This window comes from Bradyrhizobium sp. CCBAU 53340 (assembly GCF_015291645.1).
Lineage (GTDB): Bacteria > Pseudomonadota > Alphaproteobacteria > Rhizobiales > Xanthobacteraceae > Bradyrhizobium.
The window spans coordinates 2,068,527-2,089,073 of record NZ_CP030055.1 but is presented as its reverse complement, the minus strand read 5'-3'; the positions used below and the strand labels follow the sequence as shown (position 1 = coordinate 2,089,073).

17 protein-coding genes are annotated in these 20,547 nt (G+C 62.6%); 10 read left to right on the top strand and 7 right to left on the bottom strand.

What is annotated here, in order from left to right:
• Positions 1–2 precede the first annotated feature (2 nt).
• On the top strand, positions 3–449 hold the full coding sequence (locus tag XH89_RS09760) for a hypothetical protein (RefSeq protein WP_194466858.1): 447 nt from the start codon (positions 3–5) through the stop codon (positions 447–449).
• 439 nt (positions 450–888) lie between these two features.
• Entirely contained in the window at positions 889–1,371 is a 483-nt protein-coding gene (locus XH89_RS41215; RefSeq protein ID WP_246767780.1) for a hypothetical protein, read from the top strand.
• An 864-nt stretch (positions 1,372–2,235) separates the two neighbouring features.
• Here XH89_RS41215 and XH89_RS09750 read toward each other — a convergent pair.
• The 3 genes from XH89_RS09750 to XH89_RS09740 form a co-directional block, all read right to left on the bottom strand.
• Positions 2,236–3,054: an ATP-binding cassette domain-containing protein gene (locus XH89_RS09750; protein WP_194466857.1), complete on the bottom strand. Its 819-nt coding sequence runs from the start codon at positions 3,052–3,054 to the stop codon at positions 2,236–2,238.
• Positions 3,030–4,112 carry an ABC transporter permease gene (locus XH89_RS09745; RefSeq protein WP_194466856.1) on the bottom strand — a complete coding sequence of 361 codons (1,083 nt, stop codon included), beginning with the start codon at positions 4,110–4,112 and terminating at the stop codon, positions 3,030–3,032. The genes XH89_RS09750 and XH89_RS09745 overlap by 25 nt, the downstream gene beginning before the upstream one ends.
• Before the next feature lie 117 nt (positions 4,113–4,229).
• A complete protein-coding gene (locus tag XH89_RS09740; protein WP_194466855.1) occupies positions 4,230–5,249 on the bottom strand; it encodes a sugar ABC transporter substrate-binding protein in 1,020 nt (339 codons plus the stop codon).
• Between the two features lie 215 nt (positions 5,250–5,464).
• On the opposite strand from XH89_RS09740, the gene XH89_RS09735 reads away from it, so the two are divergent.
• Genes XH89_RS09735 through edd form a run of 4 tightly spaced genes read left to right on the top strand, consistent with a single transcriptional unit; the run spans position 5,465 to position 11,107 of the window.
• Positions 5,465–6,700 carry an ROK family transcriptional regulator gene (locus XH89_RS09735; RefSeq protein ID WP_194466854.1) on the top strand — a complete coding sequence of 412 codons (1,236 nt, stop codon included), beginning with the start codon at positions 5,465–5,467 and terminating at the stop codon, positions 6,698–6,700.
• Between the two features lie 34 nt (positions 6,701–6,734).
• A complete protein-coding gene (locus tag XH89_RS09730; RefSeq protein WP_194466853.1) occupies positions 6,735–7,691 on the top strand; it encodes a carbohydrate kinase in 957 nt (318 codons plus the stop codon).
• Positions 7,692–7,749: 58 nt separating this feature from the next.
• On the top strand, positions 7,750–9,228 hold the full coding sequence (zwf, locus tag XH89_RS09725; RefSeq protein ID WP_194468427.1) for a glucose-6-phosphate dehydrogenase: 1,479 nt from the start codon (positions 7,750–7,752) through the stop codon (positions 9,226–9,228).
• A gap of 49 nt (positions 9,229–9,277) precedes the next feature.
• Positions 9,278–11,107, top strand: coding sequence for a phosphogluconate dehydratase (edd, locus tag XH89_RS09720; RefSeq protein WP_194466852.1), 1,830 nt, complete (start codon positions 9,278–9,280; stop codon positions 11,105–11,107).
• Positions 11,108–11,535: 428 nt separating this feature from the next.
• On the opposite strand, the gene ltrA is transcribed toward edd, so the two are convergent.
• Positions 11,536–13,014 carry a group II intron reverse transcriptase/maturase gene (ltrA, locus tag XH89_RS09715; RefSeq protein ID WP_210345270.1) on the bottom strand — a complete coding sequence of 493 codons (1,479 nt, stop codon included), beginning with the start codon at positions 13,012–13,014 and terminating at the stop codon, positions 11,536–11,538.
• Positions 13,015–13,578: 564 nt separating this feature from the next.
• The gene (locus tag XH89_RS09710; RefSeq protein ID WP_194466850.1) at positions 13,579–14,481 is read right to left on the bottom strand and encodes a GNAT family N-acetyltransferase; all 903 of its coding nucleotides are present in this window, start codon (positions 14,479–14,481) and stop codon (positions 13,579–13,581) included.
• A gap of 219 nt (positions 14,482–14,700) precedes the next feature.
• Here XH89_RS09710 and XH89_RS09705 point away from each other — a divergent pair, with 219 nt between their 5' ends.
• From XH89_RS09705 to XH89_RS09690, 4 genes are read left to right on the top strand one after another with little or no spacing between them, the layout of a single operon-like run.
• Positions 14,701–15,624, top strand: coding sequence for a glyoxylate/hydroxypyruvate reductase A (locus tag XH89_RS09705; RefSeq protein WP_194466849.1), 924 nt, complete (start codon positions 14,701–14,703; stop codon positions 15,622–15,624).
• A gap of 12 nt (positions 15,625–15,636) precedes the next feature.
• Entirely contained in the window at positions 15,637–15,987 is a 351-nt protein-coding gene (locus tag XH89_RS09700; RefSeq protein ID WP_194466848.1) for a cupin domain-containing protein, read from the top strand.
• Positions 15,988–16,007: 20 nt separating this feature from the next.
• Positions 16,008–17,051, top strand: coding sequence for a tartrate dehydrogenase (locus XH89_RS09695; RefSeq protein ID WP_194466847.1), 1,044 nt, complete (start codon positions 16,008–16,010; stop codon positions 17,049–17,051).
• Positions 17,052–17,068: 17 nt separating this feature from the next.
• Positions 17,069–18,526 carry an NAD-dependent succinate-semialdehyde dehydrogenase gene (locus XH89_RS09690; protein ID WP_194466846.1) on the top strand — a complete coding sequence of 486 codons (1,458 nt, stop codon included), beginning with the start codon at positions 17,069–17,071 and terminating at the stop codon, positions 18,524–18,526.
• A gap of 34 nt (positions 18,527–18,560) precedes the next feature.
• On the opposite strand, the gene XH89_RS09685 is transcribed toward XH89_RS09690, so the two are convergent.
• A complete protein-coding gene (locus XH89_RS09685; RefSeq protein WP_194466845.1) occupies positions 18,561–19,835 on the bottom strand; it encodes an FAD-binding oxidoreductase in 1,275 nt (424 codons plus the stop codon).
• Between the two features lie 16 nt (positions 19,836–19,851).
• Positions 19,852–20,520 (bottom strand): haloacid dehalogenase type II, encoded by a 669-nt coding sequence (locus XH89_RS09680; protein ID WP_194466844.1) that lies wholly within the window; start codon positions 20,518–20,520, stop codon positions 19,852–19,854.
• Positions 20,521–20,547: the final 27 nt, after the last annotated feature.

The window sequence follows — 20,547 nt, the reverse complement described above, 5'->3', positions numbered from 1 at the left end:
GGATGGCGCGGCAGACCCACTATGGTCGCCGTCATCTGCGTAGGGATTATCGTCGGCATCCATATGCAGACCGTGCGCGCGAGGATCGACCTTCGCCCCCAGTTCCGCAAGAAATTGCAGTCGCGGTCGAGCACCACTATCGGATGGGTACCACGGTGGAAGACGTAGACGCCATCGTCAACGCAGCCGGAATCAATCCGAAATGTTCGCCTGTTCGACGAGGGGCGAGAGCGATTTCGACCTGTGCGAGCTATGTGGCCACCGACATGACGTTGAATGACGACGAAATTCCCCGCCATGAGATGAGCCATCCTGGCAACATCGTCCGCTTGGTGGAAACCGCACTCATGCTGCCGAACAATGCCGAACTGCCGGCGCGAAAAGCTGATCCGCGATGGCTCGACGTGCTTGCCAAGATCGAGAAAACTTCCGGTGCAGTTGGACGTTGAAATCGTCCAACTGAAAAGCTCGTTCTGATACTCAATCGCTGCAAGCAATAGATTTTATTTGGTGGGCGCACCATGGCTCGAACCTCGGACCCACTGATTAAGAGTTCAGTACTATCCCTTCGCCACAGTTTCTAGATGCACGCCGCGCTAAGATGAGTATTGGAGAAGCCCTTTGTTTGTAGGTGTTTCTCGCATAGTTTCGCGCTCCATCGAACTCAAACCTTCCAACTGCTCAATCCGCCATCACCGTTTGAAAACCGTTTTGGCGGCCGTGGACTCTTGTAATGACCGATATTCAAATTTCTCTCACCGACAAGGCAATCGCTCAATTACCCGCTCCGAAAGAAGGCTGGTACCTACCTTTACTGTCCAGGGTGACCTGAGGCGCGGTGGCAAGCGGGCTTCATCCATTGGGGTTTCCATTGGCGATGCTAATGAGATGTCGACCCGCGCTGCGCGCGCCACTGCCAATGAGTACTTGGCCCAGATTAGCCGCGGACGGCACCCAAAAGACGATAAACAAGCCGAAGAACCGCATCCCGTTCCTGCGATCGCAATTGGCGGGAGGGTCGCGAGCATCACTCTGAGGCAGGCCTGGGAAGGGTATCTCGATGCGCATCTGGTCCGGAAGAACCGCAGCGAGAAGACGATCGAGGGCTACCGCGACCACATCGAACGAATTTTTGCGGAATGGCTCGACGAGACACTCCATGAGCTCGCAACCGATCCGGCTCGAGTGGCCAAGAAGCACGACGAGGTCACAAGGGAAAATGGACCGTACATGGCCAATGGCAGCATGCGGACTCTGCGAGCCATCTACAATCATGCTCGAAAGACGAACAGGTCGTTGCCGCCAGATAATCCAGCCGATACTGGAATGAGGAGGAGCGCCGCAATACCGGGATGGGATCGGCTGACCTGAGGGGTTGGTTCGCGCAGCTCGCCGCTCTAGACAACCCCGTTCGCAGAGAGTTCCACCTCTTCACTCTCCTTTGCGGTTCTAGACCTACTGCGCTCCAGGAAGCCAAGCCGAAGCACATAGATTTCCGGCGCCGCACGCTGCACATCCCTAAACCAAAGGGAGGCAAGAAGAAGGCCTTCGATATTCCGTTGTCGCGACAGATGGTCATTTGCCTCGTCCGCACAACCCGGTTCGGCAGGCAGATGTATCCCGCGCAAGCACAAGAGTGGGTCTTTCCGGCTGACAGCACGTCAGGGCATCTAGCGGAAACGAAAGAGGACCGGGAAATGCTACCGAAGTGGGGCAACGACCTTCGTCAAACCTTCCGTACGATTGCAACGGCAGCAGGTGTCCCGGAAATCGACGCCAAGCTCCTGATGAACCATGCCATTCCCGGAGTAAACGGAGGCTATATTACGCGACACAAGCTTCTCGAAGATCATTTGCGCAGCCGGCAACAGGCGATCAGCTGCGCGGTGTTTGAGCACATCGATTGCCCAAGATCATGCCCTACGGGGTTGGCTCGGAAGAGGCGCATACCGGCATGCGATCGAGTTTCAGCTGGCAAGCAGGGTGTGGTCCCACTCGTTGTCCAAACTGAGCAAAGATCAATCTGAGGCTCAGCTCCTTGGACAATCCGAAGCTCGTGAATCGGTCCAATCCATCATGGGTAAGTTTGATCTAGCTCCAGCAAATGATGTCCGATTGGAGCCAATCAGAGAAAGGCTCTCCACGACCCTGCCCCCACGCCGGCGAGGGTTTCCGAAAACTGAGAGAGCATCGACGCGCTTACGTCCCCAAGAAAGACGAAGCTTTCGAGTCCTGTCACGCTGCGACTTCAATCGGCGCCCGAGCCCCGGTCATGAAGGCAACCGCATCCGACATCGTGTAGGCCTTGGGATCGATCACCGTGAGCCGCCGACCGAGCCGATGAATATGGATGCGATCGGCTATCTCGAACACGTGCGGCATGTTGTGGCTGATCAGGACCACTGAGACGCCTCGTCGTCGCACGTCGAGGATCAAGTCCAGCACGCGACGCGATTCCTTGACACCGAGCGCCGCAGTCGGCTCGTCCATGATGACGACGCGCGAGCCGAAGGCTGCGGCCCTTGCTACCGCCACACCCTGGCGCTGACCGCCCGATAACGTCTCGACGCGCTGATTGATGCTCTGCACGGTCATGAGGCCAAGCTCGGTAAGCTTTTCGCGGGCAATGCGTTGCATGGCCTTGCGATCGAGCATGCGGCAGAACGTGCCGAGCGCACCGGGACGGCGCAATTCGCGGCCGAGAAACATGTTGTCGGCGATCGACAGGCTCGGAGACAGTGCCAGCGTTTGATAGACCGTCTCGATGCCGGCCGCCTGAGCGTCGAGTGGCGAGCGGAACGCGACTGGCCGGCCGTCGAGCCTGATCTCGCCGGCATCCGGAACGAGCGCGCCCGAGAGCGCGCGGATCAGCGACGATTTTCCGGCGCCATTGTCTCCGATCACGGCCAAGATCTCGCCCTGATAGAGATCGAAGTCGGCGTGATCGAGCGCCGTCACGCGGCCATAGCGCTTGTTGAGGCCGCGTGCCTGAAGCAGCGGTGTTGCCCCGGGAACATTCGGTCCTGTGCTCATGCCGACACCTTGCGAATCCATTGATCGAGCGCCACAGCGATGATGATCAGCCAGCCGACGGCGAACTCCTGCCAGAGCACATCGACATCGGACAACGCGAGGCCGTTGCGAAAGACGCCGACAATAAGAGCGCCGATCAGCGTACCGATAATCGAACCACGCCCGCCGAATAGGCTGGCGCCGCCGACGACCACCGCGGTGATGCTATCCAGATTAGCCGTCTGGCCGGCCTGCGGGCTGATCGAACCAATGCGCCCGATCAGGGTCCACGCACCAAGCGCGCAAATCACGCCGGCGATCACATAGACACTAAAGAGAATGCGGTCCGTTCGGATGCCGGAAAGCCGCGCCGCGTCGGGATCGTCGCCCACCGCATAGAGATGGCGCCCGAAGGCCGTGCGATTCAGCGCGAACCAGATCGACGCCACGAGGCCGAGCATGAAGAACGAGCCGTAGGTGAAACGCGCGCCAAGGACGTTCACCGGCGTTCCCAATGCCTGCAGCAACGGGGCGATTTTCGCGACCTCCTGCGAGCGGATGGTCTCGGACGCCGAATACCAAAGGTTGAGAGCAAAAAAGATCGACCACGTCCCGAGCGTGACGATGAACGGCGGCAGCTTGAGCCGGGTCACCAGCGTACCGTTGAGCACGCCGCAGCCGGCACCCGCGGCAACGCCGACAACGAGCGCGATTGGAGCTGGCAGTCCTATGGTGACCGCGAGCTTGCCCATGATGACGGAGCACAGCACCATGATGGCTCCGACCGACAGATCGATGCCGGCGGTGATCACGATCAACGTCTGTGCCGCTCCGATCACGCCGATGATCGTGACCTGCTGGATGATCAGCGACAGGTTGAACATCGACAGAAAACGCGGGCCGACGGTGAAGCCGAACGCCGCAACGCTGAGCAGGAGCACGATTGCCGGCACCGCCGTCGGATTGGCGTGCAGAAAGTGCTGAAGCTTCTGCAGCGGCGATCTCGCGCGAACCTCGAATTCGGCGACGCGACTCTCGCCCTTGTCGAGCACGAGCTCGAAGGCCTGGGCGGCCGGGCGGCTACTGCCGATATCGGTCATGGCCATTTTCCTCGTTGATGCGGAGATCTGCCCGTCCAATCGCGGAAGGGTTTCCGGCTCTTGGCGCCCGGCTCGCGGGCGCCAGTTCTTGCCGTTGGGTACAAGTCGGAGCTGCGATCAGCCCCAGCACTTCTTCAAGGCGGCAGCGCTGTCGATCGACGGCATTTCGCCAACAGGCTTGTCAGTGACGAGTTCGACGCCGGTATTGACGAAGTCGAGACCGGGCGAGGACTTCGGCTTGCCGCCGCCGGAGGCAAAAGTCTTCACCGCCTCGACGCCCTTCGCCGCCATCAGCAGCGGGAACTGCATGGAGGTGGCGCCGATGACGCTGTCCTTCACGTTGCGCACGCCGGGGCAACCGCCATCGACGGAAACGATCAGCACATCCTTGTCGCGGCCGACGGAGCGCAAGGCCTCGTAGGCTCCCGCCGCCGCCGGCTCGTTGATGGTATAGACGAGCGAGATGTCGGGATTCTTCTGGAGCAGGTTCTCCATCGCCTTGCGGCCGCCCTCCTCGCTGCCGAGCGTCACATCGTGACCGACGATACGCGCATCCTTCTCGTCACCGATCTTGGCGGGGTTGCCGAGATCGATGCCAAAACCTTTCAGAAAGCCCTGATCGCGGGCGACATCAACCGAGATCTGGTTCACGTTGAGGTCGAGCAGCGCGATCTTCGCCGATGCCGCCTTCGCACCCAGCGTCTTGGCGGCCCATTGGCCGATCATTTCACCTGCCAGAAAATTATCGGTGGCAAACGTTGCATCCGCCGCGTTCGGCGGATCGAGCGGGGTGTCGAGGGCGATGACCAGAATGCCCGCCGCCCGCGCCTTCTCGACAGCCGGGACGATCGCGCGGGAGTCGTTTGGTGTGATCAGGATGCCCTTGGCACCGGCGGCGATGAGGTCCTCGATGGCCGCAACCTGGCTCTCGTTGTCGCCGTCGACCTTTCCGGCAAACGAGCGCAGCTCGACATCGTTCGCCTTCGCAGCCTCGTCGGCGCCGGCCTTCATCTTCACGAAGAACGGATTGGTGTTGGTCTTGGTGATGAGGCCCACGATCGACTTGTCGGCCGCGAAACTGCTGGTGCTGCCCAGAGCCAGCGCGAACGCTGCGATTAGTCCGAGTGATTGACGCATTTATTCCCTCCTCGTTGGACGTCTTGTTGCCTGCACGGTTTCGACCGCGTGTTGGGGCATCCTAGAGAGCGCCAAACGACCTTGTCAATAAATAAATCATCCCGATTTATTAATTGACACGCGTGGCCATCTGCGTCCATTGTGGCGGCCGACTGCCGAAAATGGGACCAATCGACCTGTCGCGAGGACAGATTCCCGATTGTGAGGAGCCGAGGATGGAAGAAATAGCACCGGTTGCTGGCGCTACGGTGGCCTTCCCCGGCGACAGCCGCGGCACCACCCAAACCGGCGTGAGACTGTACAACGAACGCCTGATCCTCTCCCTCATTCGGCGCCATCGCAGTCTCGCCAAGGTCGAGATTGCGCGCCTCACTGGCCTTTCAACTCAAACCACGACCGTAATCATCAATCGGCTGGAAGCCGATGGACTGCTCCTACCGGGCGAACCACAGCGAGGCCGCATCGGCCAGCCTTCGGTCCCCTATTCGCTCAATCCGGACGGCGCATTTGGATTGGGGCTCATGATCGGCCGGCGCAGTTCGGATCTGGTGTTGATGGACTTCGCGGCCGGCATCCGTGCCAGGCGACGCATGATCTATTCCTTCCCCGCGCCCGACGAGATCATGGCCTTTGCCGAACGCGAGATGCCGGGCCTTCTCGCCGAATTGCCCGACGCCCAGCGTGGCAGGATCAGCGGCATCGGCGTCGCAATGCCATTCGAGTTGTGGAACTGGGAAGCTGATCTGCAGACACCACCCGGCGCGCTCGGCAAATGGCGTGACTTCAACGTCGCCGCAGAACTGTCGCGCCGTTTCGCTCCTTGGCCGGTGCGCGTCTGCAACGACGCGACTTCGGCATGTGCAGCCGAACTCACCTTCGGTGCCGGCGCGGCGTATCGGGATTTCGCCTATTTGTACATTGGCACCTTCATCGGCGGCGGCATCGTTCTGAACGGCAGCCTCTTCCCGGGCCGCAGCAGCAATGCCGGCGCGCTCGGCTCCATGCCGATCATGCGACGGGAGGAAAACGGTGAGGCAAGCCTTGAGCAGTTGATCCGCACCGCTTCCATCTATCAGCTCGAGCGCCGACTGATCGCCGCGGGCCGGCCAGGCACCGATATCTGGCTCTCGCCCAACGACTGGTCGAGCTTCGAGGAACCACTGGAAGCGTGGCTTTCCGAGGCGGCCGCGGCGTTGGCGCAGGCGATCACCGCCCTACTCGCAGTGATCGACTTTGAAGCCGTCATCATTGACGGGGCCTTTCCGGTCGATGTGCGCCGTCGCCTCGTCGAGCGAACGAACGACGAATGGGCCCGTATGGACCGGCAGGGCCTCACCGACGCTGTGGTGGTCGAAGGCTCGATCGGGCGCGATGCGCGCGCGATCGGCGGCGCGGCGCTGCCGTTGCTCGCGGCGTTCGCTCGCGACCACGACGTGCTCTTCAAGGATTGAGCATGGTCGTCCTGATGAACGAGGGTTGCGCATCATGATTCTTGTCTGCGGCGAAGCGTTGATCGACCTATTTGTGAGGGCACACGGCGGGTCCGACATGTCGACCCATGCCGTTGCCGGCGGCTCTCCCTTCAATGTTGCTGTTGGCCTCGCTCGGCTTGGGGTTCGAACGGCCTTCCTGAGTGGGATCTCGCGCGATCACTTCGGCACGTTCCTCGCAGACAGGCTCGCTCGCGAGGGCGTCGATGGTCGTTTTGTTATGCGCGCCGATCGGCCGTCCCCGATTTCGATCGTGGCGATGACCGATGACGGCCAGCCGAACTACACTTTCCACGGCGAAGGCGCAGCAGATCGCTCGCTTCAGCTTGTCCACCTGCCCCGCGAGCTGCCGGACGATATTCAGGCTCTGAGCTTTGGCTCCTATTCCATGGCTGTCGAGCCGGTCGGCACCACATTCGCCGCGCTCGCCGAGCGCGAGCAGGGCCGCCGCGTCATCAGCGTCGATCCGAACGTGCGGCCGACCGTCATCGGCGACATGAAAAGCTGGGCCGTCGCCGCGGAACGCTTCTATCGGACCGCCACGATAATCAAAGCGAGCGACGAGGATGTCCGCATTGCCTGGGGTGGTCGCGCCTCAATTGCCGATGCGGCCGCCTACTGGCTCGCGTGCGGCGCGCACCTGGTCGTCGTGACCGAGGGAGCAAAGGGAGCAACCGCCTTTTCGACCGCTGGCAGCGTTTCGGTGCCCGGTCGTTCCGCGATCGTGCGCGACACCGTAGGCGCCGGCGACACGTTTCACGCCGCGCTGCTTGCGCAGCTTGCGAAAACCGGCCGGCTCCGTCCTGACGCCATCGCGGCGCTCGACCTGCCTGCAATCCGCGAGTTGCTCGCTTACGCGACGGCTGCCGCTGCCATCACGGTGTCCCGCGATGGAGCCGACCTGCCGACCGCCGCCGACATCGATGCGAGTACGGAGCCATGCCATGCTTGACAGAGTGACGGACACAACGGGGCACATCAAAGGGGCTCGAATTGAAAAGGCGGCGGGCATGACAAGCCGCGTCATCCCGGTGGCACCCTTCGTCCTGACCGTTTTCGGGGTGACAGGTGATCTTGCTCGCCGCAAGCTGTTGCCGGCGCTGTTTCGCCGCGATTTTGCGGGCCAGTTGCCGGATGAAGCAACCATTCTCGGCGTCGCGCGCGGTGCAATGTCGCAAGATGACTTCCTCGCGATGGTGCGCGAGGCGATCGTCAAACATGTGCCGGCATCAGAGACGACGGGACCCGAACTCGATCGCTTCCTTGCCCGAATCTCCTATTTGGCTGCCGATGCGGAAGGTGAGAATGGCTGGACCGAACTCGCCGGCGCGCTATTAGCCTATGCCGATCGCATCCAGGTCCACTATCTGGCGACGGCGCCGCATCTGTTCGGACCGATCTGCGAAAGACTGGGTCAGTACGGTCTTTCAGAAGGCGATTCCCGCATCGTCATCGAGAAGCCGATCGGCAAGGATCTCGAATCCGCAATCCGGCTCAACCAAGCCATCGGGATGATTTTCCCGGAGGAGCGCGTCTACCGGATCGATCACTATCTCGGCAAGGAGACCGTGCAGAACCTGATGGCGCTGCGCTTTGCCAACGCGCTGTTCGAACCTCTTTGGAATGCCGCCCACATTGACCATGTGCAGATCACGGTCGCGGAGTCCATCGGCGTGGAGGAACGCGGCCCCTACTACGACAAATCCGGCGCGCTACGCGACATGGTTCAAAACCACCTTCTGCAGCTACTCTGCCTGGTGGCGATGGAGCCGCCACATTCGCTCGAAGCCGACGCCGTACGTGATGAGAAGCTCAAGATCCTGAAATCGCTTGAGCGGATCGACGAGGCGAACGCGGCATCGCTGACCGTGCCGGGCCAATACCGCCCAGGCGCATGCAACGGCATCGCCGTCCCCGGTTACGCGGAAGAGATCGATGATCGCCAAAGCGCGACCGAGACTTTCGTCGCACTCAAGGCGGCCGTTGCGAATTGGCGCTGGACCGGCGTTCCCTTCTATCTGCGCACCGGAAAGCGACTGCAACAGCGCAGCTCCGAGATCGTCGTGACTTTCAGGAAAGTGCCGCACTCGATCTTCAATTCGAATTCGGGAAAGGCTTTGCAGACGCGGCTGGTGATCCGTTTGCAGCCCGACGAGGGAATCAAGCTCTGGCTGATGATCAAGGAGCCCGGACCGGGCGGCATGCGGTTGCAATATATCCCTCTCGACATGAGCTTCGCCGAAGCATTCGACGTCTCCGTGCCTGACGCTTACGAGCGGCTGTTGATGGACGTGGTCCGCGGAGATGCGACCTTATTCATGCGTCGGGACGAAGTGGAAGCCGCATGGCGCTGGATCGATCCGATCCGTCAGGCGTGGAGCCAGCTGAATGAAATCCCGCGTCCCTACGTTGCCGGCAGCTGGGGCCCCTCCGCCGCCGTCGCACTGATCGAACGCGACGGCCGAACATGGATGGAGGACGCTCCGTGACCGCGGAGCAGCGCATCGCCGATGCCCAACCCGCAAACAGGAGGCCAGTATGACGATCGCAGCAAAGATCAATGCGCGGGTCGGCGAGGTGACGGATCGCATCGCTCGGCGCAGTCACGACAGCCGACAACGCTATCTCGACCGCATTGCGAACGCGGCGAGCACGCCGGTACGCCGGCGGCTGGGATGTGCCAACCAGGCTCATGCTTTTGCGGCTTGCGGCGCGCACGACAAAACTCTGATGCAGGATGGTCGCGTCCCCAGCCTGGGAATTGTCACGGCCTACAACGATATGCTTTCGGCGCATCAGCCCTACGAGTGTTTCCCTGAGCTCATCCGACGCAGCGCCCGCGCAGCCGGCGGCGTTGCCCAGGTCGCAGGCGGCGTTCCCGCGATGTGCGACGGCATCACCCAGGGCGAAGCGGGAATGGAGCTCTCGCTGTTCTCGCGGGAGGTCATCGCCTTGTCCACCGCGATCGCGCTGTCACATCAAACGTTCGACGCCGCGGTATTTCTCGGCATTTGCGACAAGATCGTGCCAGGTCTCGTGATCGGCGCGCTGTCGTTCGGGCACCTGCCTGCGGTCTTCATTCCATCCGGTCCGATGACCTCGGGCCTGGCCAACGACGCAAAAGCGAAAATCCGGCAGGCTTACGCAGAAGGAAAGGTCGGACGCGACGCATTGCTGCAAGCCGAGGCGCAGGCCTATCACGGCGCGGGGACCTGTACCTTTTACGGTACCGCCAATACCAACCAGATGCTGATGGAGATCATGGGGCTGCAGCTGCCGGGCTCATCCTTCGTGAACCCGAATACGCCCTTGCGCGATGCCCTCACCTGTGCCGCGACCGAGCGCGCATTGCACATCACTTCACTCGGCAATCAGTACATCCCGATCGGTCGCGTGCTCGACGAGCGCGCCTTCGTCAACGGCATCGTCGGACTGCATGCCACCGGCGGGTCGACCAATCTGACGCTGCATCTGGTTGCCATGGCTGCGGCGGCCGGTCTCACTTTGACCTGGGACGATTTCGCCGACCTCGCGGAGGTGACGCCGCTTATCGCGCGCATCTATCCCAACGGCTCCGCAGATGTGAACCATTTTCATGCCGCCGGTGGGATGAGCGTCCTGATCCGGGAATTGCTTGCTGCCGGGCTCCTGCACCGCGACGCCCTGACCGTCTGCGGTGCCGGGCTCGACGCGTACATGCAAGAGCCGCGGCTCGATACCGAGGGAGTGCTGACGTGGCACGATGGGCCGGCGGCAAGCGGCGATTCTGCCGTGCTTCGGCGGATCGCTGATCCGTTCCAGGCAACAGGCGGCCTTCGGGTTCTGAACGGCAATCTCGGGCGCGCCGTCGTCAAGACATCTGCGGTCGCGTCGCAGCGCCATGTGATCGAAGCGCCGGCTCGCGTTTTCCATTCCCAGGAGGATCTGCAACGGAGCTTCGCTGCGGGCGAGCTCACGGATGATATGGTTGCGGTGGTGCGCTTCCAGGGTCCGAAGGCAAACGGAATGCCGGAGCTGCACAAGCTGATGCCGCTCCTTGGCGTCCTTCAGGATCGCGGGCTGAGAGTGGCACTTGTGACTGATGGGCGGCTTTCGGGCGCCTCGGGTAAGGTTCCCACGGCCATTCACGTCACGCCTGAAGCGGCTGACGGCGGTGAGATTGCGCGGATTCGCGATGGCGACGTCATCAGGCTCGACGCCGAAACCGGGCGGCTTGACGTGCTCGTCACCCCGAGCGAGTGGGCCGCGCGAACCTGCGCGCAAGCCGATCTCTCCGCGGCACATGTCGGGATCGGCCGCGAGCTCTTCGGCTTCTTCCGCGAGCGCGTCAGCTGCGCAGACCGCGGCGCAAGCGTTTTTGTGGCGTAAGCGGCAGGCGCAGCGATGCTGTCTCGCAAGGGCGATGCGGAGACGGAGCTAGTCAGGTGTCGCTTTGGCGTAGCGTTCTGAGGACCACGGCTGGTAGCGGGGGAGCGACTCGAAACCCCGACCGCCATTCTTTGCCTTCACCGCAAATAGCCGCGACATCGGGCTAAGCCGAACAGAGATCTCGTTGGTGACGAACATCATTAGTCTTAGACTCGCGCAAGCGCCCTGCTCTAATCAAACGCCCGCATCTCCAAAGAGCAACCGCCCACGCTTGCCGACGATAGACTGTTCTTGATCTTCCGGTGCACACGTCATGCACACGCGGCCCTCTAACCGATTGAAAAACTTGCACTCTGTCGCGGTAGGGACGCCCATTGCTGAGCGCCCCCCGCGCAGATCCGTACGTGCGCAATTCACGCATACGGCTCCTACCTCGGGTGGGTGACGAGGAAGCGTTGCTCCGGCCATAGGTGCAGGACACGCGGGAGCGGCAGGTGCTTCGCGGCAATGACGTTCATGCGCGACCAGGTCAGTCGATGCCTCTGGCTTCGTCGCCGCAGGCTCAGGAACCAGTACATCTTGACCTGATTGCGCAGCGCGCGCACCGCCGGAAGGTTGGTCGGCACCGCGAAGTAGGCATAGTGCCCCCTCAGCACGGTTGCCAGCCAACGCCCCTGCCCGTCGATCGGCGAATGCCGGATGCGACGGAGCTCATCCACGATCCTCTGCAGTGTTGCCCGTTTCCGTTTGCGCTTCGTCTTGCGCTCGAGCTGGAATCGTCGGCCATCCCGCATGGTCCCGCAGATGTGCGTGAACCCAAGGAAGTCGAACGTTTCCGGCTTACCCTCGCCGCGTCGGATCCGATCGCCGGCTGCAAAGCGGCCGAACTCGATCAGACGCGTCTTCTCAGGGTGCAGATTTAGTGCAAACTTGGCGAGCCTCTCCGTCAGGTCGTGGAGGAAGCGTTCCGCGTCCGCCCGATGCTGGAAGCCGACGATGGTGTCGTCCGCATAGCGCACGACGATCATGTTGCCGGTCGCGTGGCGCGTGCGCCATGCGTGGACCCACAGGTCGTAAACATAGTGGAGGTAGATGTTCGCAAGCAGCGGCGAGATCACCGCCCCCTGTGGCGTCCCCTCCTCCGTCTCGGCCAAGTGTCCGTCTTCCAGTACGCCCGCCTTCAGCCATTTGCGGATCAGGCGGACGATCCTCTTGTCTTCGATCCGATGTTCGATGAAGCGGACCAGCCATGCATGACTGATCGTGTCGAAGAACGACCGGATGTCGGCGTCGAGAATCCATCGGACGTTGCGTCCTTTGATCCCGTACGCGAGCGCGTCCAGCGCTTTGTGCCGGCTCCGCCCCGGACGGAACCCGTAGCTGAAGCCCAGGAACTCCGCTTCGTAGATTGGCGTGAGGATCATGACCAACGCCGCCTGGACGATCTTGTCCTCGATCGCGGCGATGCCGAGCGGCCGTTGCTTGCCGTCCGCATTCGGAATGTAGGTCCGACGTGACGGCAGCGCTCGATACGCTCCTGTCTGAACCCGGCGGTGAAGGCCTCTCAGGTTGTCTTCGAGGTTCTCCGCGTAGTGGTCCCACGTGACCTGATCGATGCCGGCTGCGGCGCGCTTCTTCAACGCGAAGAATGCCGCACGCAGGCAGTCGACACAGACGTGGTGCAGGAGCGCCGTCAGCTTCTCCTTGCTGTTCCTGTTGACGGCTTCTCGTATGCGGGCCTGCGCCTGGGACACGGCTCTCCGGCTCTGCGTCCGGACCGTGCTTTGCGGGTCCGCATTCCCCTTGGTCCCACCCCTTCCCTCCATCGGCTCCGCCGCAGCACAGGCCGCGTTGTTCGCCGACTTCCTCGGTACTCTGGGCGAGTCCGACTTCTCCGCATCGTGCATCACGGGCTGCGGCCTCCGGCCTCCCCCGTGCGGCCCCAGGCGCGGCAGCCCAGGGCAATGCGGAGACCTCCCGGTTCCTGCGCAGAAGATGTGCGCACATGCCAGGGTCTCAGACGGCGCGGAGCCGACCGGGCACTCGCGATCACGTGCCCGACCATATTGCCTTCTGCCGGAACGAGGGCATCGGCACTCCGAATGATTGGAATTTCGCCGCTCAATGGCTGGCCTATGCGTTCCCCTGTCAACGCTTCACGCGTCGCCTCGCGACGACCCGCGCATGACTCGGGGCCGGTGTGGATCGCTACTCCTTCACCGTGAAGGACTTGCATTCTGTCTCCTGCCGGTCTCCCGGCGCACCGCTCCAATCCATCATGGGCCATTTTGAGCCAACTGAAAAGGAAGAGCGACATTCAGCAAAGAAGGTACACTTTGCGCTAGAATCTGATGTATGCGTTGACTTCGCTTCCGTCTGGAATGGACGATCCTTCCAGCTGCGGCTTCGATCGGCTTAAGGAATTTTAGCTGCAAAAAGGCCCGCGCGGGCGGATGCCCAAAGATTTGGGCTTAACCGAGCGCTTGACTTGCGAGCGCGTAAGTCACGGGCGACTTCCCAGAGCGATCGTTGGGATCACGAAACTCCCCTCCCAGCGACATCGTCGTGACCGTGTCGAAAAAAGCAAGGCCGGACCGGGCCAGGAAGGCGCAGAACTCACCGTCGGCGAGGTGCGTGTCGACCCTTAGGAACCGTCCTTCATGGGCCGCGACTTGCGGGGCAACCACAACGATCGCGTCCTCGTCGCTTGACGCGACCACAGGACCCACGACATGGCCTCGCCCAAATGGGCGGCACAACGCGAACGCGACGAGACGCCCCTGCCGATAGAGTCCGAACCCGGTGGATTGCTCCATCAGGGCCGTGAGTAAATCGAGACGCGAGGCGCCAAACGCCTGCGCATCGAGTTGAGCGATCGCCGGCAGGTCCTCGCGATTCAGCTCGCGCAGCTCGGCTCCTTCGGGAAGCCGCGGTATCTCACCGAAGCGCGGCAATTCCGCCTGGCGCTGGAACACCGTTCGTTCGCGGCGAAAGCCGAGCGACAAATAGAGCTTGCGCGCTGCGTGCGTCGCATTGAGACGGAGGTTGCGCCCCTTGGATTCAGTCAGAACGCGCTTCATGAGCCACTGAGCCGTGCCGAGGGCCTGAAGACGGGGCGAGGTGATCACCATGCCGACAGTGGCAAAATCCGCTCCATGGGGAAACCACATGGCGGAGCCCAGCACCCGCCCGATTTCGTCGTGAACGACGATGCCGTGGCCCGCATCACGCAGAAACTGCCAGTCCTCCGGACGGTGCGGCCAGCCAACGCCGATCGAGAGCGTATAGAGCTGATCGAGCTCCACCGTGTCGATGTCGACCGCGCGCGCGTCGAATGCGTCGATCGTCAGCGAACTGGTCGTGCGGGATTTCATGTCGCCCCCTGATCGGCTCGCCATCGGTCGAAATCGGCGGCTGCGAGCTGGTCAGGCTCAGCTTACACCGGGCCCCGCCGCAGATTGCGTTCCGGAACCGCCGTCCAACGAAACATTCCACCAAATCGCAACCGCATTCGGCACCGATTGACATGACGGGCCCGATAGTCTGGTTCAATCCGGCAAGTTCGCCATTCCCTGCGCGCTTCGAATTCGACAATGACATTTCTCTTCAATTCCGACGCACAGCGCGGGGCCGTCTTTCGCGCGGCCTTCGCGCGCGAGCTCCCACACCTGCCCTTCGCCATCGGACCGGCCGCGGTCTCTCCTGCCGATATACGATATGTCATCACCTGGTCCGTGCCGGAGGCGCTGGAACAATACCGTAACCTCGAGATCATGTTTTCGGTCGGCGCGGGCATCGATCAGTTGCGGCTGGCGGGGATTCCACCTGGGGTGAAGGTGGTCCGGATGGTGGAAGACGGCATCATCCGGATGATGCAGGAATATGTCACCCTCGCGGTGCTGGCGCTTCACCGCAACATCCCGACCTATCTCGATTTGCAGCGACGCCGCGAATGGCGGGCTCTGCCGCAGAAGCAGGCCCCCGACCAGCGGGTCGGAGTCCTCGGACTTGGCGTGCTCGGCCGCGCCGTACTAGAGAGCCTGAAGCCCTTCGGCTTCCGCTTGAGCGGCTGGAGCCGGTCGGACAAAACGATCGCAGGCGTTGCGACCTATAGCGGCGATGCCGGCCTCAGCCGGATGCTCGGCGAAATCGACATCCTCATTTGTCTGCTGCCGCTCACCGGGGCCACGCGAGGGATTCTGAATCAAGAACTCTTTGCGCAATTGCCGAAAGGCGCGGCCCTCGTCCACGCCGGGCGCGGCGCGCAGCTCGATTCCCGCGCACTCCTCGCGGCTCTCGATACGGGCCAACTCGCCAGCGCGGTCATCGACGTGACCGAACCGGAGCCGCTGCCCTCCGATCACGCCTTGTGGATCCACCCGAAAGTGCTGCTGACCCCGCATGTGGCAAGCGTCACCCAGGCGGGCACCGCCGCTCGCGCGGTCATCGACAACATCAAGCGGTATGAAGCGGGCCTCGACCTCGTCGGGCTCGTCGATCGGACCCGCGGTTACTGAGAGGAGCCCAACTTGCTGCTGAAACGGATCGAACCCAGCCCGACTTTTGCCCCGAAGGAATCCGGCCCGATACCGGAGCGGCTCATTGCCGGCGCACCGCACTTCAAGACCTGGGTCCAGGACGAGGCCAAGGGCGAACTCGTGCACACCGGCGTGTGGGAAGCAACGCCAGGCGAGACGCGCTCGATCAAGGGCGAGACCTTCGAGTTCTGTCACATCCTCGCCGGCACGATCGAGATCACGCCTGATGGCGGCGTCCCGATGACATTCAAGGCCGGCGACAGCTTCATCATGAAACCCGGATTTACGGGCGTGTGGAAGACGATCGAGACCGTTCGCAAGATCTACGTCACGGTGTCATGACGCCGAGTCGAGGAGTCCTCATGAAGACCTACGCGATCGCACTCATCCCCGGTGACGGTATTGGCCGCGACGTGACCGAGGCCGCATGGGCTGTACTCGAAGCAGCCGCCGGTCATTCGGGCTTTGCGCTGAATGGAACGACATTTCCGTGGTCCTGTGCCTTTTACAAGGACACGGGCACAATGATGCCGGCCGACGGCATCGAGACGCTGCAACGATTCGATGCGATTCTGCTCGGCGCGGTCGGCTGGCCGGCGGAGGTGCCCGATGCCGTATCGCTGCATGGGCTGCTGCTGCCTATCCGCAAAGGGTTCACCCAATATGCCAACGTCCGGCCGCATCGTCTGCTGCCGGGCGTCAACGGTCCGCTGAAGACGACCACATTCGACATCCTCTGCATCCGCGAGAATACCGAAGGCGAATATTCAGGCGCCGGCGGGCGCGTGCATCAGGGCACCTCCGCCGAGATCGCGGTCGAGACCTCCGTGTTCACGCGCGCCGGCGTCGAACGGATCCTGCGGTTCGGGTTCGAGCAGGCGCGCAAGCGGCGCAAGAAGCTCGCCTCGGTCACCAAGTCGAATGCACAAAAATACTCGATGGTGTTCTGGGACGAGGTGACGCGGCTGGTTGCCGCCGACTATCCCGACGTCGAATGCACGAGCTATCACGTCGACGCGCTCGCCGCGCGCATGGTGATGGCGCCGGAGAGCCTCGACGTCGTCGTCGCCTCCAACCTGTTCGGCGACATTCTGACCGATCTCGGCGCCGCCATCCAGGGCGGGCTCGGCTTTGCCGCCTCGGCCAATATCAATCCGGAGCGTAACGCGCCCTCGATGTTCGAGCCCGTCCACCGCTCGGCACCCGACATCGCCCATCTCGGCACGGCCAATCCGATCGCAGCCATCTGGTCCGGGGCGATGATGCTCGAGCATCTCGGCGAGGCAAAGGCCGCCGCGCGGATCATGACGGCGCTGGCGGCCGTCACCTCACATGGCATCGGCACGGTTCCCGGCAAGGAGCGCACCGAGGCCATCACCGCAGCCGTGCTTTCCCGTCTCTCCTGATCGACAAGGCGCAACAGATGAAGAACCTCAGCGACAAGCAGCTCTTCCGCCAGCAGGGCCTGATCTGCGGCCAGTGGCAAGGCGCGCTCTCGGGCGCGACCATCGACGTGATCGACCCGGCGACGCAGACTGTTCTCGGAACCGTTCCGGCCATGGGACGGGACGACACAAGCGCCGCCATTGCCGCGGCCGCGAAGGCTTACGGGAGCTGGCGCGCGAAAACCAATGCGGGGCGCGCCGCGCTTCTGGAGGCCTGGCACGGCCTCATGATCGCGCATCTCGACGATCTCGCGCGTATCCTGACGCTCGAGCAGGGCAAGCCATTAGAAGAGTCCAAGGGCGAGATCCGCTACGGCGCCTCCTTCGTCAAATGGTTCGCGGAGGAGGCCCGGCGGATCGGCGGCTCCACGATCCCCTCGCCCACACCCGACCGGCGCATCGTCATCCTCAAGGAGCCTGTTGGGGTATGCGCGATCATCACGCCCTGGAATTTCCCCAACGCCATGATAACGCGCAAGGTGGCTCCCGCGCTCGCGGCTGGATGCACCGTTGTGATCAAGCCATCGGAATTCACGCCCCATTCGGCGCTGGCTCTCGCCGTGCTGGCTGAGCGCGCCGGAATTCCCGCGGGCGTCATCAACGTCGTCACCGGCCTGCCGAGCGAGATCGGCGCGGAGATCATGGCCAACGAGACGGTGCGCAAGATTTCGTTCACCGGCTCGACCCGCGTCGGCTCGCTGTTGATGCGCGGTGCCGCTGATAGCGTCAAGCGCGTGAGCCTCGAGCTCGGCGGCAATGCGCCCTTCATCGTCTTTGACGATGCCGATCTGGACCTTGCGGTCGAGGGTGCAATCATGTCGAAGTTCCGCAATGGCGGGCAGACCTGCGTTTGCGCCAACAGGATCCTCGTCCAGGCCGGCGTCTACGATGCCTTCGCCGCAAAGCTTGTCGCCCGCGTCGAGAGAATGAAAGTGGGATCGGGTCTCGAACCCGGCGTGGCGATCGGGCCGATGATCAACGAAACGGCGATCAGCAAGATCAACCGCCATGTCGCCGATGCGCTATCCAAGGGTGCCCGTATCGCTGCTCGACCGGCAACCCTGCCCAAGGGCCCGCAATTCACCGCGCCGATCGTCCTCACCGAGGCAACCACCGACATGGTGCTGGCGCATGAGGAAACGTTTGGCCCTGTCGCACCGCTGTTCCGCTTCGAGACCGACGAAGAGGCGATTACCATTGCAAACGCGACACCGTTCGGACTTGCCGCCTACTTCTATACGCGCGACCTCAAGCGATCCTGGCGCGTTGCCGAAGCACTCGAAGCCGGCATGGTGGGCCTCAACACCGGGATGGTGTCGACGGAGGTAGCTCCGTTCGGCGGCATCAAGCAATCAGGACTGGGACGCGAAGGGGCACAGGTCGGGATCGAGGAATACCTCGAGACCAAGGCCTTTCACATCGGAGGGCTGGGCTAGGCCGCGACGAGCAAGAGGCTCGATCGTCTTCAGACTACTGAATGCGATCGAGCATCTTGTAATACATTCCCACCAGCGGCAGGAACCACGGCTTACCGAAATGTCCGGGCACCGCGGGCCAGTCGAGGTCCTTCATCGGGTTGCGGTCTTCGCGCCCGAGCATCGCATCTGCGATGATCATGCCGAGATGGGTCGACAGCTGTGCGCCGTGACCGGCATAGCCCATCGCATACCACAGCCCGTCCTGATAGCCGGCGCGCGGAAAGCGGTCGCTTGTCATGTCGACGAGGCCGCCCCAGCAATAGTCGATCTCGATACCGGCCAGTTGCGGGAAGACCCGTGTGAGCCCCTCCACCAGGATAGCGCCGCTCTTGGCGTCGGACCGCTGGTCCGAGGTCGCCGAGAAGCGCGCGCGGCCGCCGAAGATCAGACGGTTGTCCGGAGCGAGACGAAAATAATTGCCGACGTTCATCGACGTGACGCACGTGCGATTGCCCGGCATGGTGGCCGCAATTTCAGCCGTCGTCAGCGGCCGGGTCGCAACGATGAAGCTGCCGACGGCGACGAGGCGTCGGCGGAAGTAACCGAAGTTCGAGGTGGTATAGGCGCCCGTCGCCAGCATCACCTGGTCGGCCGTGACGCTGCCGCGCGGCGTCGTCAGCCGATGGCGCGCCCCTTCGCGCGTCTGCGCGGTCACCAGTGCCTGCTCGAAGATGGTGGCGCCGCCGCGCTTGGCGGCCTCGGCAAGTCCGACGCCATAGCGTCCCATATGCATCATCGCGCTCTTCTTCGAGAGCATCGCACCGAAGAAGGGCGAGCCAATTTCCGCACCGAGATCCTGAGCTGACAGCAACGCGGTGTCCGGATCCACTTCGCGATGAACCGCCTCGAAATTGCGAGCGATGGCGTCGAGATGTTTCGGCTTGGAGGCGAGCTTGAGCTTGCCAGCGCGGCGGAAGTCGCACGCGATGCCTTCCTCCGCGATCAGCGCCTCGAGCGTGTCGATCGAGGAATCGAGCGCGCGGTAGAGCGCGACGGCTCGCTCCTTGCCGAGCTCGGCTTTGGCGGCGAGATAGCTGTGGGCGAGACCATTGTTGAGATGGCCGCCGTTACGTCCCGATGCGCCGCCGACCACCCGGTCTGCTTCGAGGACAACGACCTTCGTGCCCGCCTTCGCAAGCTGCCGCGCAGCTCCAAGACCCGTGAAGCCGCCCCCGATCACCGCAACGTCATAGTGCCCCTCGACGGGACCGTCGGCACCGCCGGAAAAGCGCGGTGCGGTATCATGCCAGTAAGGAACGTATTTCACCGCAGATCCCGCCGGCTCAGAGCCCGAACACCGCAGGCAGGCCGCCGATGTCCTTGATCTCGACATAGCCGTAATACGGGTTGGCGGGCTCGTGACCCCGATTGACCCACACCTTGTTCTTGATGCCGAGGTCGTGCGCTGTCATCAGGTCGTAGCGGAAGGACGAGGAGCAGTGCACCACGTCCTCGGGTCCACAGCCCAGCGTATCGAACATGAACTCGAAGCCCTTCATGCGCGGCTTGTAGGACTGAGCCTGTTCGGCCGTGAGCGCGGCATGAAACGGCGCCCCGAGCTTGGCCACGTTGGACGGCAGCTGCGCATTCATGGCGTTGGAGAGGATGACGAGCGGAATCTCCTTGGCGACCTTGGCAAGTCCGGCAGGAACGTCGGGATGCGGCCCCCAGCTCGGCACGCGGTCATAAACCATCTGCCCATGCTCGGACTTGAAGGCAACGGCGTTGCGCTTGCAGGCGCGTTCCAGCGCATTGTGGACGACGTCCGCATAGGGTTTCCAGTCGCCGAGAATCTCGTCAAGCCGATACGCTGCAAAATCGCGCACGAGCGCCGCCATCTGCGCTTCGGGCAGGTGTGCACGATAGAGATCCTGCGCGGCTTCGGCCATCTGGAAATTCGTCAGCGTGCCGTAGCAGTCGAAGGTCACGTATTTCGGGCGAAACTGGCTCATCATCCCTATCCTGGTGCACTCGCACAA

Excerpts from the sequence above, each read along its gene's own strand:
- XH89_RS09760 (WP_194466858.1), top strand. The coding sequence starts at position 3 with ATGGCGCGGCAGACCCACTATGGTCGCCGTCATCTGCGTAGGGATTAT.
- XH89_RS41215 (WP_246767780.1), top strand. The coding sequence starts at position 889 with ATGTCGACCCGCGCTGCGCGCGCCACTGCCAATGAGTACTTGGCCCAG.
- XH89_RS09750 (WP_194466857.1), bottom strand. The coding sequence starts at position 3,054 with ATGGATTCGCAAGGTGTCGGCATGAGCACAGGACCGAATGTTCCCGGG.
- XH89_RS09745 (WP_194466856.1), bottom strand. The coding sequence starts at position 4,112 with ATGACCGATATCGGCAGTAGCCGCCCGGCCGCCCAGGCCTTCGAGCTC.
- XH89_RS09740 (WP_194466855.1), bottom strand. The coding sequence starts at position 5,249 with ATGCGTCAATCACTCGGACTAATCGCAGCGTTCGCGCTGGCTCTGGGC.
- XH89_RS09735 (WP_194466854.1), top strand. The coding sequence starts at position 5,465 with ATGGAAGAAATAGCACCGGTTGCTGGCGCTACGGTGGCCTTCCCCGGC.
- XH89_RS09730 (WP_194466853.1), top strand. The coding sequence starts at position 6,735 with ATGATTCTTGTCTGCGGCGAAGCGTTGATCGACCTATTTGTGAGGGCA.
- zwf (WP_194468427.1), top strand. The coding sequence starts at position 7,750 with ATGACAAGCCGCGTCATCCCGGTGGCACCCTTCGTCCTGACCGTTTTC.
- edd (WP_194466852.1), top strand. The coding sequence starts at position 9,278 with ATGACGATCGCAGCAAAGATCAATGCGCGGGTCGGCGAGGTGACGGAT.
- ltrA (WP_210345270.1), bottom strand. The coding sequence starts at position 13,014 with ATGCACGATGCGGAGAAGTCGGACTCGCCCAGAGTACCGAGGAAGTCG.
- XH89_RS09710 (WP_194466850.1), bottom strand. The coding sequence starts at position 14,481 with ATGAAATCCCGCACGACCAGTTCGCTGACGATCGACGCATTCGACGCG.
- XH89_RS09705 (WP_194466849.1), top strand. The coding sequence starts at position 14,701 with ATGACATTTCTCTTCAATTCCGACGCACAGCGCGGGGCCGTCTTTCGC.
- XH89_RS09695 (WP_194466847.1), top strand. The coding sequence starts at position 16,008 with ATGAAGACCTACGCGATCGCACTCATCCCCGGTGACGGTATTGGCCGC.
- XH89_RS09690 (WP_194466846.1), top strand. The coding sequence starts at position 17,069 with ATGAAGAACCTCAGCGACAAGCAGCTCTTCCGCCAGCAGGGCCTGATC.
- XH89_RS09680 (WP_194466844.1), bottom strand. The coding sequence starts at position 20,520 with ATGAGCCAGTTTCGCCCGAAATACGTGACCTTCGACTGCTACGGCACG.